Below are 13832 nucleotides of genomic sequence, written 5' to 3'. Positions count from 1 at the left end.
TCTTGATCCGGCGCACGGGGCGGCGGGCGGCAGGCGATATGCTGGCAAAGCCAGGCGCCAGCAAGTCGTGGCTGCGGTGTCCATGTCATGCCCGGCCACGGCATGCTTGCGCTGCGCGCGGGCAGGGCGTCTCCTTCAATGCACATCATTCGCGGGGCTGACATGGCTGACATTACGGGTGCTGAAGCGGTAACGGTCGTGCTGGTGCACGGTGGTTTTGTGGATGGCTCCGGCTGGGAGGGCGTCTACGGCATCCTGCGTCAGGATGGCTGCCACGTTGCCATCGTGCAAAATCCCACGCTGTCCCTGGCGGACGATGTTGCCGCGACCTTGCGCGTGGTGGCTGCCGCTGCGGGTCCCGTCGTCCTGGTCGGCCATTCGTATGGCGGCGCCGTGATCACGCAGGCGGGCAATGATCCCAGGGTCAAGGCGCTGGTCTACATCGCGGCCTTCATGCCGGATCAGGGTGAGTCTGTCGAGACGCTGCTTGCACATGCCCCGCCAGGTGCCCCCGTCCCGCCGATCTTGCCGCCACAGGACGGGTTTTTACTGCTCGATCGGAAGAAGTTCGCGGCTGCCTTTGCGGCCGATGTGCCCCCGCACAAGGCCAGCTTCATGGCGGCATCGCAAGTGCCCTGGGGGATGGCCGCCTTGACCGGCGTCGTCACGGCAGCAGCCTGGAGGAACAAGCCCAGCTGGTACCTGCTGGCCACCGATGATCATATGATCTCGCCGGTGGCGCAACGCGAGATGGCCATGCGGGCGGGGGCGGCGGTGGCCGAGGCGGCGGGCAGCCACGCCATCTACATTTCCCAGCCCCATGCGGTGGCGTCATTGATCCGGAAGGCCGCTGCCGATATTGCTTGAGAGTAAAGTCCAGGAAACCAGGCTGGCCCGGGAATGTCGTGGCCGCGTAGGCCCGGCCTGCACCGGCAGGCCATTTGCCTGCGGCATGCCAGTTGCGTGCCTTCCGCCGGGTGCCTGCCGTGGCGGCGGTGATATTGCGCGCAGATTTGCCTAAAAGTATCTGTCATACTCGCATGGCACGCCCCCGTGTCCTTTGAGTAAGGCAACGTTCTCCCATGAAGCATGTCTGCGCCCTGGTGCTGCTGATGATGGCTGGCACCGCTTACGCGCCAATTGCTGGCGGCGAGGGGCGCCTGTCATCTTCGGATGCAAAAATCCGCCAGTTGATCATCGCCGAGTCGATTGCCGCCTATCCGGGCCGCTGTCCGTGTCCCTACAACGCCGCCAGGAATGGCAGCGCCTGCGGGGCGCGCAGCGCGTGGAGCCGCAAGGGCGGCTATGCGCCCCTGTGCTATGACCGCGACGTCAGCAGCGACATGGTGCGCAAGTGGCGGCAGGAGAACGCCGGCAGCGGTGCCGGCGACGGCGCCGCGGCGCGCTAGCGCGTCACGCCGCGCGCAATGCTTCCAGCGCCAGATAGCCAGGCTGCAGCTGCGCGGCGATGCCCGGCAAGTTAGCCGCAGCAATGGTTTGTGGATCGCCCGTGAACGCCGTGCCATATTTCGCGTGCACGCCGCCCCGTTCACGCATCGCCTGCAGCTGGAGCGCCGTGGGCGCGATGCCGAAACGGGCCAGCAAGTCGCTGAACAGGATGGCGGGCAATTGATTGTAGTTAATCAATTGCAGACGGCCTGCGGCCGCGTGCGCCTGCGCGGCATCAAACAGGCTGGACAGCACGAGGCCCGTATAGCCATCGAGGTCGCCCGGCGCCAGTGCGTGCGCGGGCAGCGGCAACAGGGCCGGGTGCAGCATGCCAGGCACCATCTGCGGTCCCCGCTGGCGCTGGTGCGAGGCGAGCACGGCTTGCGGCTCGCGGTACAGGAAAAGGCAGGGCGTGCCGGGAAACGCCTGGCGCAGCACGTCCAGGCTGTGGATGTGCCAGCAGTCGAACTTGATGAAAAAGTGCGTCTCCTCGCCCGTGCGGCGCTGCCCCAGTGCCAGGATGGCCTGGCGCAGCAGGGCGATGCTGGCGGCCTGGTCCGCACTGTCGTGATGCAGGCGCAGCAGCGAATCGATGACGGTCGGTTCGGACATCACCACGCATTGCGGCAGGGACGCCAGCAACTGGCTCAGCAAGGTCGAGCCGCAGCGCGAGACGTGAAAGATGAAGGCGTCGGGCGCCAGGCCATCGTCCAGACCGACAAACGCGCTGGCGGGCGCGTGGCAGAAGCGGCGTTCCTCCTGCGGCTGGCGCGCCAGGGTGTTGATGAAGAACGAGTCGGTGAAGCGCAGCTGCGCCAGGTCGCGCCAACAGACAGATACCGCGCCAGTGCGCGCATCGTGTTCGACGAACACGGGATACCAGTGCCGCAGCGCCATGCCGTCGTGCCAGCGCACGGCGTCGCCTTTGGCCAGCGTGCGTTCCTGCTGTGCCAGGCCGTAACGGATGCTCATGCGGCCTCCGTGGCGGCCAGCGCGGCAAGCTTGCTTGCCAGCGCCAGCGTAGCCGGCGTGGCGCTGGCGCGCAGGCTGGCGATAATGGCGTGCACGTTGCCATTGTTGATGCTGGGGTCGCCATAGCGGGAGGCCGCTTTCGGCACGAATCCGGCGCGCGCGAATAATGCTTCCAGCCAGGCGTTGGTGATGCAGTCGATGACCAGGTGGATGCGTGGCGTGGCGCCCCCGTTCTGCACCGCGTGCAGGCAGCTTGCGTCCATGTACCAGGCGTGCCCGGCAGTAAAGTGCACGCGCTCGCCGTCGATGCTGAAATGCACTTGCGGAGAGGTGTGGATGGGGATATGGATGCGCGTCAGGCCGTCCATCAGCGCCGTGCCCGGGTCGCGGTGGGCGTGGATCACGGCGCCCGGCTCCAGCGCCATCAGGCGCACGGCGCTGGTATCGCAGGCGAAGCTGGCGATGACTTCGCGCAAGTAGGGACAGCGCGCCAGATGGGGCGTATCGGTGTACGCGGCGCCGTCGATGGGGATGATGTGGCGCGCTTCACCGCCGGCCGAGCGCAAGGGGACGCAACTCCAGCCGTTTTCATACGCGCGCGTGTTGAAATGGCTGATCCAGTCGCTGGCTGCAAACTGGTCGCTTTCGCGCTGCATGCGGCCGATGTCGAAGGCCAGCGGCAATTGCAGCCAGGTGCTGGGCGTCGCGCTCGCCGGACTCATGCTGCGCTCCAGGCCAGCTGCTCTTGCAGCGCATCCTCGGCGTGCAGACGAAATCCCAGCCGCTGATACAGCCGGCGCGCGGCCAGATTGCTCTTGCTTACCCCCAGTTCGAGCCGCCACTGGCGCGCGCCGGCCAGCGCCTGCAGGCCGCGCAGCGCCACGCCGCCAGCGCCCTGGTTTTGCGCTTCGGGCAGGATGGCGATATCGACCAGCCGCAGCACCGTGCCATCGTGGTCGAGCACCAGCCGGCCGATGGGCGTGCCTTCGCGTTCCAGCACCAGATAGCATGCTTGCGGATAGGCCTGGCGGTAGCCGAGGATCTGCGCGCGCTGCTGCATGGCCAGCAGCTGTTCCACGAAGGCGGGGTCGCCCGGCAGCATGCGCAAGTCGTCGCGCGAGGAACGGTACAGCGTGGCTGCGAAGGCGTCATCGCTACCGTCCTGCTGGCGCAAGCGGTACGGGGCCGGCAGCGCGGCGGGGGAAAGAAATGGCGGCAAAATGTGCACTTGGGCTCCAAAGTGTTGGGAACTGACGGAGTTGCTTAACGAGACTGCGGCTATTTGCTATGCTGCCTATTTTTACGCACACTTGCAATCACTACAGGATGCCTGAATGAATACCGCCCCGATGATCACGCTGGAGCAGTTGCTGCCTTGCCTGCAGACCGAGTTTCTTGCCCACTGTTCGGCCGGACTCCTGTCCTTGAGCCTGGATGAAGCGCTGGAGCTGCCGCGCCGCGGCTTGCCGGAATCGTTTCGCACGCCGCTGTCGCTGATCCTGAGTGGCCCGGCCCAGCTGCTGCTGGAAGAGGGCCAGTATGTGCTGGAACATCCCCTGCTGGGGCGAGTGGAATGGTATCTGTGGCCGATCGCGCCCGCGTTTCCCGCCAGGACGCAGGACGAGGGCCGGCAGCGCTATCAGGTGAGTTTTTCGTGAGCGCCGCGCAGGCCGAGCTGGTCCATATTGCGCGTGCGATCGCCGATCCGCAACGTCCCCTCGCCAGCCTGATCGGCGAGATGGAGCGCCTGCGGCGATTGGCCGAGCAGCATTGCGCCTTGCCGATGGAGGCGTCGGACCATATGACGCAAGGAGAGAGTTTTCTCGACAGCGGCTGGGCCATTTCTCCCGTGCAGGCGGCCCTGTGCGCGCGCGAACCCCTGCGCAGCGCCGCCTTCACGCGCGGCCTGCTGCAGGCCGTCACGCAGCGCCTGCGGGCGGACCGGCCGGTACGCGTGCTGTATGCGGGCAGCGGGCCGTTTGCCTTGCTGGCCCTGCCGCTGATGGCGCTGCTGGGTGAGAAACAGGTACAGCTGAGCATTCTGGAAGTGCATGCGCATACGCTCGACTATGCGCGCGCACTGATCAGGGACCTCGGCTACGCCGGCCACGTGTCGGACTACATTTGCGCCGATGCGGCTGCTTACCGCATCCCCGCCGGCGCCTTGCCCGATGTGATCGTCAGCGAAACCATGAATACGGCCCTGGGCAAGGAGCCGCAGGTGGCCATCATGCGCAATCTGCATGTGCAGGCGCCCGCCGCCGCGCTGCTGCCCGCCGCCGTGACGGTGCATCTGGGCTTGCCGCGCCGCTCGCCGGAGGAGGCCTGCAGCGAATGGGGCACCGTGTTTGCCTTGACGGCGCAGACGATCGTCGCGTGGGAAGATGGCGCCTCGCCTGCGGGTGAAGGCAGTACTTTGCCGGGTGCGCGCCTGCGCCTGCCGGCCGCACTGGAGCAGGCGCCGCGCCTGCTCACGCGCATCCGCGTACATGGCGACATTGTGCTCGGTGACTATGATTGCAGCTTGAACTTGCCCTTGCCGCTGCCTGGCAAGCTCGTCGTCACAGGGGGGGAGTTGCTCGATTTTACTTACGTGCTTGGCAGGGAGCCGGGGATGGCCTGCCGCATCGTTTGACAAACGGATGGGCTATCGGCAGGCCCATCCGCAGACATCCAGGCGTATCAGTTACGCATTGGATAATTGCCTTCGACGGCGATGATGTACTGCATCGCCAGGAACGGCGGCGTTGGCGCCGCCGCTGCCGTCACTGCCAGCGGCAGCGGCAGCGGGGTGCCGCTGCCCGTGGTGGAATTGGTGATGGCCGGCGTCACGCTCACTTGCGCCGTGCCGCCCGCCATTTCCACGCTGCCGGCAGGACCGATGGCAGCCGTGTAAATGCTGGACACGCTGGCGCCGTTTGCCTTGGATGTCGCCAGGTAGCCGTTTGCCACGGGCGTGATGCCGGTGCCTGTATCCAGGCTGGCGGTGATCTTCATGTTTACCGTGGCAGGCGTGGACGAGGCGGTCGCAGTGTGGGTGTGTGGCGGCAGGTTGGCAACCTGCAAGGCCACGCTTGCCGTGCCCGTGCTGCTCAGGCGTACGTTGGCGCCCAGTTTGTCGCCCATTTTTGGCGTGCCGTTGCCGCCAGGCGTTGCGACGGCGGCGGTGACGATTCTGTCTGGCGCTGCCACGCCGTTCAGGGCAACGGGGATGCGTCCGGCCAGGTCGGGCAGCGCAAAGGTGTTCACGCCGTCGCCGCCATAGGCCGTGCCGAGCAGCGAATACAGCGCCGTATACTGGCGGATGTTGAGCAGTTGGCCATTGCAAAACATCCAGCCTTGCGGCGCAAAGGGAAAGGCAGACAAGATAACCGTACCTAAAATTGGATCCATTCTTTCATCCTTGATAAGAGTAAATTGCAGTGAATTTTTGAGCGCAAGACGTTCTTCCGATTGACTGGAAAAAGGCCGGGCGGATTATGAAACCCTGTCCATCATAATATGATATCGGGCCAAGTCAACGGTTTTGGTTTTTGGATGATGAGAATTATTTTACTTGAGTGCGCTTTGTGGCCCTGGCGGCTTATCGGGCGAGCCCGCGAAAACATAAAAAAGTGCGGCAAGCGCACTTTTCTATGTTATTGAGTGAAGATAAATATTATTTTATTAATTCCTGCTTGGGAAAATACCTTCCACGCAGATAACATACAGCACGCCCTGGAATGGCGGTACTGTCGCTGTGGTGCCTGCGAGGTTCACGGTCGCGGGCAAGGCCAGCGGAGCGCCAGTGCCCGTATTGTCGACCGTCACCGTGCCGCCGGCGCCACCGCCCGAAACCGTCGCCGTGTCGGACGCCAAGTTGGTGCTGCCCGTGCCGATATCATTGCGATACAGGTACGGGGTCTGTGCTCCCGAGGATTTGCCGACCGCCAGGTAGCTGCTGCTTCCTGGGGTAGCGGTGGTGGCGGAGTCGGTGCTGACCTTGATGGCCACGGTGGTCGAGCCGCCACCGCCTGGCGTGAATGTCGCCGTATGGTTGTGAGCAGGCAAGTTGGCTACAGTCAGCGAACCTGTCACGGTGCCGCTGCCGGTGCCGGTCACGTTACCGGTGGTGGCGCCACCGGCAGTGCCGTTCACAGCCGTGATGCGCCCCGTGACGCCGTTGTTGGCGCCGACGGCAACCCGACCGCGCAAGTCGGGCAGGCCGAAGGTGTTGACGCCATCGCCGCCATATTGCGTGCCCAGCAGCGCGAACAAGGCACTGTTACTATTGATCGATAATAACTGCCCGCTACACGTCATCCACCCCCGCGGAGCGAAATTGAAGCCAACGGCCATAATCGTGCCAATAAACATATCCATGATGAATGCCTTTCAAGTATGGTGTCAATAGTGATTCTCCCGGCGCTGTTTATTGTGGCGTCGGGCGGAGTATTTTCCCAATGCAGCGCGCTTATATTAATTTACTTTTATATAAAATTCACTCAGTAATTGCAAATACAGTGTTATTGCGTTCAATCTGCAACGCCGCTTATAAAGAAGCCCTTCCACATCCCTTCCGCCGTACTTTTCCCTCGATGGCGCGCGGTCGCTGAAATTGCCTGGCTGGCGCGCCAGCGACTCGCTGGGGCTGCGCTCGCAGACGGCGCCAGGCGCCAAAGCATCGCCTTTGATCACGAGCGGTTTCCCCCATCTTGCGCCTCGTGTTCGGTAGTAATACTACATTGGCAAACAATTTATTTCTGTAGGATAATGACGGGATGAATTTCATTTGTTCAAATGTGATTTAGCGCAATCATCCAAGTCAACAAAACAACAAGTCTTGCGGGAGTCTCGTCTCATGAATCATCCAGGCAACGAACCATCTGCAGCATCCGCTCCATCCTCCCCGCTTCCCAGCATCAGCCGCCGCCACGTCCTGATCGGCCTGGCCGCCTTGCTGGCGCAGGCCGGTTTCTGGAGCAATCCCCTGTCGGCCGCCATGCCGGCGAGTGCACCGGCCGCCGTGCCCGTGCCCGGCAGCATGCTGTTCTATACCTTGTCGCAAACCATCACGGGGCACCGCGATCTGTCGGCCGGCACGGCAAGCCGCATCGAGCACGCCATGCGCACCAACATGCCCGGTTTTGCCGAGCAGTTGCCGCGGCTGGGCGCACTGCTCGTCACGGGGCAGGAAGCGAGGACACTGCTGGCGGCCGCCACCGCCGCCGATCCGGGCCTGCGCGAGCTGGCGCTGGCCATCGTCGCCGCCTGGTACACGGGCACGGTAGCCGGCCATGCGGCCAACGGCAGCAAGTCCGTCGTCGTCGCCTATGCGGAAGCGCTGATGTACCGCACGGTGGCCGATGGCCAGGTCGTGCCCACGTATTGCAACTACGGCCCCCTGTGGTGGCTGAAGGCGCCGCCTGCCGTGCGCGTTGCCGCGCCCGTGGCGCCGAAACCCGTGCCCGCCCCGGCCACCACCGGCACTCCCGAACCGAAAGGCAAGCAAGCAAAATGAAATCCCCTCAATTCAAGAGTAATGGCGACGTCGTCGCCGATGTCGTCATCGTCGGTTCCGGCGTGGTCGGCGCCATGATGGCGGACCAGCTGGCAGCGCAAGGCCATTCCGTGATCATGCTGGAAGCGGGCCTGCGCATCGAGCGGGGGCAAGCCGTGGAAAACTGGCGCAACATGCCGTTCGAAAACCGCGTCGGCTCGGACTTCCAGGGCCTGTATCCACAGGCGGACAACGCGCCGGCGCCCCTGTATTTCCCGAAGAATAATTACGTGGAGCTGTCCGGCCCCAGCGGCAGCAGTTTCCAGCAGGGCTATCTGCGCACGGTGGGCGGCACGACCTGGCACTGGGCCGCGTCATGCTGGCGCCATTTGCCATCGGACATGCGCATGAAGAGCGAATACGGGGTGGGGCGCGACTGGGCCATTTCCTACGATGAGCTGGAACCGTACTATTGCCGCGCCGAGCAGGAAATGGGCGTGGCCGGTCCCAACGATCCCGCGCTGCAGTCGCCGAGCGAGCGCAGCGCGCCTTACCCGATGGACATGGTGCCCTGGGGTTATGGCGACAAGCGCTTCGCCGAAGTGGTCAACCCGCACGGCTACCGTTCCGTGCCGATTCCGCAAGGCCGCTCGACGCGTCCATGGCAGGGGCGTCCCACCTGCTGCGGTAATAACAATTGCCAGCCCATCTGCCCCATCGGCGCCATGTACAACGGCATCCACCATGTTGAACGCGCCGAGCTGAAGGGCGCGGGCGTGCTGGCCGAGGCCGTCGTCTACCGCATCGACACGGACCAGAACAACCGCGTGACGGCCGTGCACTGGTATGACGCAAAGAAGCAGTCGCACATGGCCACGGGCAAGGCCTTCGTGATCGCCTGTAACGGCATCGAGACGCCCCGCTTGCTGCTGCTGGCGGCCAACCGGAACAATCCCAACGGCATCGCCAACAGTTCCGACCAGGTGGGCCGCAACATGATGGACCATTCCGGTTTTCACTGTACCTTCCTGGCCAATGAACCGATCTGGACGGGTCGTGGCCCGGCGCAGAGCAGCTGCCTGGTGGGGCCGCGCGACGGCGCCTTCCGTTCGCAGTATTCGGCCAACAAGATGATCCTGAATAACATCACCCGGGTCGGCCCGGCCACGCAGCAGTCGCTGAAACTGGGCCTGGTGGGCAAGGATCTCGACGACGAAATCCGCCGCCGCGCCGCCTTTGGCGTGGACCTGTCGATCAGCCTGGAGCCGTTGCCCGAGGCGCATAACCGCCTGACCTTGAGCAAGACGCGCAAGGACCCGCTGGGCCTGGCCTGCCCGGACATTTATTACGACGTGGGCGACTACGTGCGCAATGGCGCCAAGGCCGCGCATGCGCAGCTGGAACACATCGGCAAGCTGTTCGGCGCCGTGGAATTCAATATCACCAGCAGCCTGAACGCCAACAACCACATCATGGGCGGCGTCATCATGGGTGCCAATCGGGCCGACTCCGTGGTGGACGGCAATTGCCGCGCGCATGATCACGCCAACCTGTGGCTGCCAGGCGGCGGCGCCATGCCGTCGGCCAGCGTCGTCAACACGACCCTCAGCATGGCCGCGCTCGGCTTGCGCGCGGCGGACGATATCGCCCGTACCCTGGCACGGGAGGCAGCATGATGCGCCGCCTGTCCTTCGCCCTCGGCCTGGCCTTGCTGGCCGGCGGCGCCATTGCCGCCGTGCCCGCATCCGTGCCTGCCTCGGCACCGCCCGTCACCCTGACGCCGGACCGCCCGGCCGCGCCCGTGGCCGCCAGCCCCGATGCGCGCCTGGAGCGGGGCCGCTACCTGGCCATCGCCGCCGACTGCATGGCTTGCCATACGGCGGCCGGCGGCAAGCCATACGCGGGCGGCTATGCCATCGATTCGCCGCTGGGCACGATCTACGCGACGAACATCACGCCATCCAGAAAGGGCGGCATCGGCCACTACACGGAAGCCGACTTTGCGCGCGCGCTGCGCGAAGGCGTGCGCGCCGATGGCAGCCATCTGTATCCGGCCATGCCCTACACCAGCTACGCGCAGCTGACGGATGCGGACGTGGGCGACCTGTATTACTACTTCATGCAGGCCGTGCAGCCCGTCGATGAACCGGCGCGCCAGACGGCGCTGCCATTTCCGTTCAATGTGCGCCTGTCGATGCTGGGCTGGAACACCTTGTTCCTGGACAATAAGCGCTTCGTGCCGGACCCGGCGAAAAGCGCGCAGATCAACCGGGGCGCCTACCTGGCAGAAGGCCTGGCGCACTGCAGCGCCTGCCATACGCCGCGCAATGCGCTGATGGCGGAAATCGGCAGCCAGACCCTGGCCGGCGCGTCGCTGGGTTCCTGGCATGCGCCCAATATCACGTCGGACAAGGTCAGCGGCATTGGCGCCTGGACGGATGCGGAACTCACGGCCTACCTGAAAACAGGGCACGTGGAAGGCAAGGGACAGGCGGCGGGCGGCATGGCCGAGGCCATCCAGAACAGCCTGCAATTCTTGCGCGACGACGATGTGGCGGCCATCGTGGCGTACCTGCGCACGGTGCCGGCCGTGCGCGCGCCGGGACAGACCACGGCCGCCTTCAGCCATGGCAGCGCGGCCAGCGAAGAGGCATCGCTGCGCGGCATGGCCAGTTCCACCGAGCACCAATCGCTCAACAGCGGCGCCGTGCTGTTTTCCGGCTATTGCGCCAGCTGCCATTCGGCCAGCGGCGCCGGCAGCACGGGCCAGGCCTATCCGGCCCTGTTCCACAACACGGCGACGGGCGGCACCACGCCGGCCAACCTGGTCTCGGCCATCCTGTTCGGCGTCGAGCGCAAGATCGAAGGGGAAGAGCACGAAGCCTTCATGCCCCGTTTCGACCGGCGCTCATACGTCCAGCCGCTCACGGACGAGCAGATCGCCTCGATCGCCAACTACGTGCTGAAGCAGTACGGCAACCCCGACGTCTCGGTCACGCCCGCCTATGTGGCGCAGGCGCGCAGCGGCGGCGACAAGCCCGTGCTGGCCCGCGCGCAGCCCTTCCTGCTGCCCGCCGGCGTGGCGGGCATCCTGCTGCTGGCGGCGCTGATTATCTGGCTGCGCCAGCGCCGCCAGCGCCGTGCGGCCGCGTCGCAGCGGACGTGAATCTGAACCTTCGGTGCAACTTGCAGTAAAATGCAGGCTGAAAAATGGTTACGAGCAATCGTAGCCATTTTTTATTCTTGCCGGCTCCGTTACCGTTCCATTTGAAAATTGACCATGTCTTCATCGACCACTTCGCATGCCCTGCATCACCAGTTTTTGCGTTTTGCCGCCGTCGGCGCTTCCGGCACGGCCGTGCAATATAGCGTCCTGTGGGGCGGCGTCGAATGGGCGGGCATCAACGCCGCGGCCGCTTCCGGCCTCGGTTATATCCTTGGCTCCGTCGTCAATTACATCCTCAATTACTTTTTTACCTTTAAAAGCGAGAAGGGACATGGCGAGGCGGCGGGCAAGTATTTCACCCTGCTGGGCATCGGCTGGTGCATCAATACGGGCCTGATGTGGCTGCTGGTACACCAGCTGGGCTGGTATTACTGGCTGGCGCAGGTGTTGGCGACAGGCATCGGCCTGATGTGGAATTTTGCCGGCAGCCGCTGGTGGGCGTTCAAGCCGGCCAGCGTCAGCAAGAAATAGGCATCTAGTAATAAAAAGAGGCGCAGTGGCTGTAAGCCGGCGCCCGGTCCGACCAAAACAAGGGGTTAATCATGCAGTTCCTGGAACGCTATTTCAAATTGAAGGACAATGGAACCAATGTGCGCACGGAGCTGCTGGCCGGCCTGACCACATTCCTGACGATGGCCTACATCATCTTCGTCAACCCGTCCATCCTCGGCGACGCCGGCATGCCGAAAGACTCCGTCTTCGTCGCCACCTGCCTGGCCGCTGCCATCGGCACCCTGATCATGGGCCTGTACGCGAATTATCCGATCGCGCTGGCGCCGGGCATGGGGCTGAACGCGTATTTCTCGTACACGGTGGTCAAGGGCATGGGCATGAGCTGGGAAGTGGCGCTGGGCGCCGTCTTCATTTCCGGCTGCCTGTTCATCCTGGTCAGCCTGTTCAAGGTGCGCGAGATGATCATCAACAGCATCCCGCCCGCGCTGCGCACGGCCATCACGGTCGGCATCGGCTTGTTCCTGGCCATCATTTCCCTGAAAAGCGCCGGCGTGGTGGTGTCGAACCCGGCCACCATCATCGCCCTGGGCGACTTGCACCAGGCGGCGCCCATCCTGGCCATTCTCGGCTTTTTCATCATCGTCGCGCTGGATCGCCTGAAAGTGCCGGGCGCCATCCTGATTGGCATCCTTACCATCACCATCGCCAGCTTTTTCTTTGGCGGCAACCAGTTCAACGGCATCGTCTCGGCCCCGCCCGCCATCGAGCCGACCTTGTTCAAGCTCGACATCATGGGCGCGCTGTCGATCGGTATCGTCAACGTGGTGCTGGTGTTTTTCCTGGTCGAACTGTTTGATGCGACGGGCACCCTGATGGGCGTGGCCAACCGCGCCGGTTTATTAAAAGACGGCAAGATGGAACGCATGAACAAGGCCTTGCTGGCCGACAGCACGGCGATCGCCGCCGGCGCCTGCCTGGGCACGTCCAGCACCACGGCCTTCGTGGAAAGCGCGGCCGGCGTGCAAGCCGGTGGCCGCACGGGCTTGACTGCCGTGGCCGTCGCGCTGCTGTTCCTGGGCAGCCTGTTCTTCGCCCCGCTGGCGCACACCGTGCCGCCATACGCGACGGCGCCCGCGCTGCTGTACGTGGCGTGTCTGATGCTGCGCGAATTGACGTATATCGATTGGGATGACAGCACGGAAAGCATTCCCGCCGCCGTCACGGCCCTGATGATGCCGTTTACGTATTCGGTGGCCAGCGGCGTGGCCTTCGGCTTCATCACCTATGCGGTATTGAAACTGTTGACGGGCAAGGGCAAGCAGGTATCGGTGGTGGCCTACATCATCGCCGCCATCTTCCTGTTCAAGTTTATCTACCTGGGCGAATAAGCAGCGCGCATCGGCGGCCAGCCAGTTGCCGCCAGTAAAAAAGGCCTTCCGTGCAGCCGCAGGGAAGGCCTTTTTTGCGCCGCGACGTTTTACATCAGCAGCGCCGCCACCAGGTCTTTCTTGTCGTCACTGGCGCTGCCGTCGAAGCGCAGTGCCGCTTCCACGTGCGCCAGGTGTTCCACCATCAATCGAGCGGCCAGGTCGGCATCGCCGCTGCGCGCCGCGTCGAGAAAGCGGACGTGTTCATCGCACGAGCATGCGGCATCGTGGCCGGACTGGTACAGCATGGTGATCAGCGAGCTGCGTCCCACCAGTTCGCGCACGATATCGCGCAGCACGCCATTGCCGGCGATGTCGGCCAGCAGCACATGGAAGTCGCCCAGCAGTTGCGAGCGCAGCGGCGTCGCGTGGGTCAGCGCCTGGCGCTCCGTTTTCAGGTGCCGCTCCAGCATCCTGTAGTCGGCCGGTCTGGCCCGCGTGACGAATTCGCGCGCCAGGGCCGCCTCGATGATGCGCCGCGCGGCGAAAATGTCGCGCGCCTCGGCTTCCGTGGGCTGGCTGACGAAGGCGCCCTTGTCGGGCACCATGCGTATCAATTTATCCTTGGACAGGATCAGCAGGGCGGCGCGGATCTTGGTGCGGCTGACGCCATACAGCCGGCACAGCGCTTCTTCGCGCAGGCGGGTGCCGGGTGGCAACTGGCGCGCCACGATGGCCGCTGCCATGTGGTCGGCAATCTCGGCCGAGCTGTCGCCGCTGTTGGGCTTGTCCACCGCTGGTGCGCTTGATTCGGTCATGTCAGGTAGAAGCAGAAAGCCAGGGGCAAGGCCAGGCCTTGCAAGTGCATGCCAGAGGCGCCGCGTGG

Annotated in this window: 15 protein-coding genes; 9 read left to right on the top strand and 6 right to left on the bottom strand. The window is 64.3% G+C overall.

Annotated elements, in window-relative coordinates; translation table 11 throughout:
• Positions 1 to 162: 162 nt before the first annotated feature.
• Complete coding sequence (locus tag ACZ92H_RS00750) at positions 163 to 867, top strand: alpha/beta hydrolase (RefSeq protein ID WP_131372605.1); 705 nt, start codon at positions 163 to 165, stop codon at positions 865 to 867.
• 215 nt (positions 868 to 1082) lie between these two features.
• Positions 1083 to 1409 (top strand): hypothetical protein, encoded by a 327-nt coding sequence (locus ACZ92H_RS00745; protein ID WP_465048343.1) that lies wholly within the window; start codon positions 1083 to 1085, stop codon positions 1407 to 1409.
• 4 nt (positions 1410 to 1413) lie between these two features.
• Here ACZ92H_RS00745 and ACZ92H_RS00740 read toward each other — a convergent pair whose 3' ends face one another.
• Genes ACZ92H_RS00740 through ACZ92H_RS00730 form a run of 3 tightly spaced genes read right to left on the bottom strand, consistent with a single transcriptional unit; the run spans position 1414 to position 3649 of the window.
• The gene (locus ACZ92H_RS00740; RefSeq protein ID WP_465048344.1) at positions 1414 to 2421 is read right to left on the bottom strand and encodes a sulfotransferase; all 1008 of its coding nucleotides are present in this window, start codon (positions 2419 to 2421) and stop codon (positions 1414 to 1416) included.
• Positions 2418 to 3143, bottom strand: a complete 726-nt coding sequence (locus ACZ92H_RS00735) for an aspartyl/asparaginyl beta-hydroxylase domain-containing protein (RefSeq protein ID WP_131372610.1) — start codon at positions 3141 to 3143, stop codon at positions 2418 to 2420. Before ACZ92H_RS00735 ends, ACZ92H_RS00740 begins: the two co-directional genes overlap by 4 nt.
• On the bottom strand, positions 3140 to 3649 hold the full coding sequence (locus ACZ92H_RS00730; protein ID WP_131372612.1) for a GNAT family N-acetyltransferase: 510 nt from the start codon (positions 3647 to 3649) through the stop codon (positions 3140 to 3142). Before ACZ92H_RS00730 ends, ACZ92H_RS00735 begins: the two co-directional genes overlap by 4 nt.
• Before the next feature lie 106 nt (positions 3650 to 3755).
• Between ACZ92H_RS00730 and ACZ92H_RS00725 the strand changes: the two genes are divergently transcribed.
• Both ACZ92H_RS00725 and ACZ92H_RS00720 read left to right on the top strand, forming a co-directional pair.
• Positions 3756 to 4079, top strand: coding sequence for a DUF6916 family protein (locus ACZ92H_RS00725; protein ID WP_131372614.1), 324 nt, complete (start codon positions 3756 to 3758; stop codon positions 4077 to 4079).
• Positions 4076 to 5056 carry an SAM-dependent methyltransferase gene (locus tag ACZ92H_RS00720; RefSeq protein ID WP_465048345.1) on the top strand — a complete coding sequence of 327 codons (981 nt, stop codon included), beginning with the start codon at positions 4076 to 4078 and terminating at the stop codon, positions 5054 to 5056. Before ACZ92H_RS00725 ends, ACZ92H_RS00720 begins: the two co-directional genes overlap by 4 nt.
• A 47-nt stretch (positions 5057 to 5103) precedes the next feature.
• Here the strand turns inward: ACZ92H_RS00720 and ACZ92H_RS00715 are convergent, their stop codons facing one another.
• Both ACZ92H_RS00715 and ACZ92H_RS00710 read right to left on the bottom strand, forming a co-directional pair.
• Positions 5104 to 5814, bottom strand: a complete 711-nt coding sequence (locus tag ACZ92H_RS00715) for a phage tail protein (RefSeq protein WP_465048346.1) — start codon at positions 5812 to 5814, stop codon at positions 5104 to 5106.
• 273 nt (positions 5815 to 6087) lie between these two features.
• Entirely contained in the window at positions 6088 to 6723 is a 636-nt protein-coding gene (locus tag ACZ92H_RS00710; protein WP_465052347.1) for a phage tail protein, read from the bottom strand.
• Positions 6724 to 7261: 538 nt separating this feature from the next.
• On the opposite strand from ACZ92H_RS00710, the gene ACZ92H_RS00705 reads away from it, so the two are divergent.
• The 5 genes from ACZ92H_RS00705 to ACZ92H_RS00685 all read left to right on the top strand — a co-directional run bounded on the left by ACZ92H_RS00705 (position 7262) and on the right by ACZ92H_RS00685 (position 12967).
• The gene (locus tag ACZ92H_RS00705) at positions 7262 to 7921 is read left to right on the top strand and encodes a sugar dehydrogenase complex small subunit (protein ID WP_465048348.1); all 660 of its coding nucleotides are present in this window, start codon (positions 7262 to 7264) and stop codon (positions 7919 to 7921) included.
• Complete coding sequence (locus ACZ92H_RS00700; protein ID WP_465048349.1) at positions 7918 to 9576, top strand: GMC family oxidoreductase; 1659 nt, start codon at positions 7918 to 7920, stop codon at positions 9574 to 9576. The genes ACZ92H_RS00705 and ACZ92H_RS00700 overlap by 4 nt, the downstream gene beginning before the upstream one ends.
• Positions 9573 to 11066 carry a c-type cytochrome gene (locus ACZ92H_RS00695; RefSeq protein ID WP_465048350.1) on the top strand — a complete coding sequence of 498 codons (1494 nt, stop codon included), beginning with the start codon at positions 9573 to 9575 and terminating at the stop codon, positions 11064 to 11066. Before ACZ92H_RS00700 ends, ACZ92H_RS00695 begins: the two co-directional genes overlap by 4 nt.
• A gap of 114 nt (positions 11067 to 11180) precedes the next feature.
• Positions 11181 to 11597, top strand: a complete 417-nt coding sequence (locus ACZ92H_RS00690; protein WP_131372625.1) for a GtrA family protein — start codon at positions 11181 to 11183, stop codon at positions 11595 to 11597.
• A 71-nt stretch (positions 11598 to 11668) separates the two neighbouring features.
• Entirely contained in the window at positions 11669 to 12967 is a 1299-nt protein-coding gene (locus tag ACZ92H_RS00685) for an NCS2 family permease (protein WP_465048351.1), read from the top strand.
• An 89-nt stretch (positions 12968 to 13056) separates the two neighbouring features.
• On the opposite strand, the gene ACZ92H_RS00680 is transcribed toward ACZ92H_RS00685, so the two are convergent.
• A complete protein-coding gene (locus ACZ92H_RS00680; RefSeq protein WP_465048352.1) occupies positions 13057 to 13764 on the bottom strand; it encodes a GntR family transcriptional regulator in 708 nt (235 codons plus the stop codon).
• Positions 13765 to 13832: the final 68 nt, after the last annotated feature.

It is taken from the genome of Janthinobacterium foliorum, from assembly GCF_978021625.1.
Note: the sequence above shows the minus strand (reverse complement) of the source record. Positions and strands in the feature narration are given on the sequence as shown.

Excerpts from the sequence above, each read along its gene's own strand:
- ACZ92H_RS00750 (WP_131372605.1), top strand. The coding sequence starts at position 163 with ATGGCTGACATTACGGGTGCTGAAGCGGTAACGGTCGTGCTGGTGCAC.
- ACZ92H_RS00745 (WP_465048343.1), top strand. The coding sequence starts at position 1,083 with ATGAAGCATGTCTGCGCCCTGGTGCTGCTGATGATGGCTGGCACCGCT.
- ACZ92H_RS00740 (WP_465048344.1), bottom strand. The coding sequence starts at position 2,421 with ATGAGCATCCGTTACGGCCTGGCACAGCAGGAACGCACGCTGGCCAAA.
- ACZ92H_RS00735 (WP_131372610.1), bottom strand. The coding sequence starts at position 3,143 with ATGAGTCCGGCGAGCGCGACGCCCAGCACCTGGCTGCAATTGCCGCTG.
- ACZ92H_RS00725 (WP_131372614.1), top strand. The coding sequence starts at position 3,756 with ATGAATACCGCCCCGATGATCACGCTGGAGCAGTTGCTGCCTTGCCTG.
- ACZ92H_RS00715 (WP_465048346.1), bottom strand. The coding sequence starts at position 5,814 with ATGGATCCAATTTTAGGTACGGTTATCTTGTCTGCCTTTCCCTTTGCG.
- ACZ92H_RS00710 (WP_465052347.1), bottom strand. The coding sequence starts at position 6,723 with ATGACGTGTAGCGGGCAGTTATTATCGATCAATAGTAACAGTGCCTTG.
- ACZ92H_RS00705 (WP_465048348.1), top strand. The coding sequence starts at position 7,262 with ATGAATCATCCAGGCAACGAACCATCTGCAGCATCCGCTCCATCCTCC.
- ACZ92H_RS00700 (WP_465048349.1), top strand. The coding sequence starts at position 7,918 with ATGAAATCCCCTCAATTCAAGAGTAATGGCGACGTCGTCGCCGATGTC.
- ACZ92H_RS00695 (WP_465048350.1), top strand. The coding sequence starts at position 9,573 with ATGATGCGCCGCCTGTCCTTCGCCCTCGGCCTGGCCTTGCTGGCCGGC.
- ACZ92H_RS00690 (WP_131372625.1), top strand. The coding sequence starts at position 11,181 with ATGTCTTCATCGACCACTTCGCATGCCCTGCATCACCAGTTTTTGCGT.
- ACZ92H_RS00685 (WP_465048351.1), top strand. The coding sequence starts at position 11,669 with ATGCAGTTCCTGGAACGCTATTTCAAATTGAAGGACAATGGAACCAAT.
- ACZ92H_RS00680 (WP_465048352.1), bottom strand. The coding sequence starts at position 13,764 with ATGACCGAATCAAGCGCACCAGCGGTGGACAAGCCCAACAGCGGCGAC.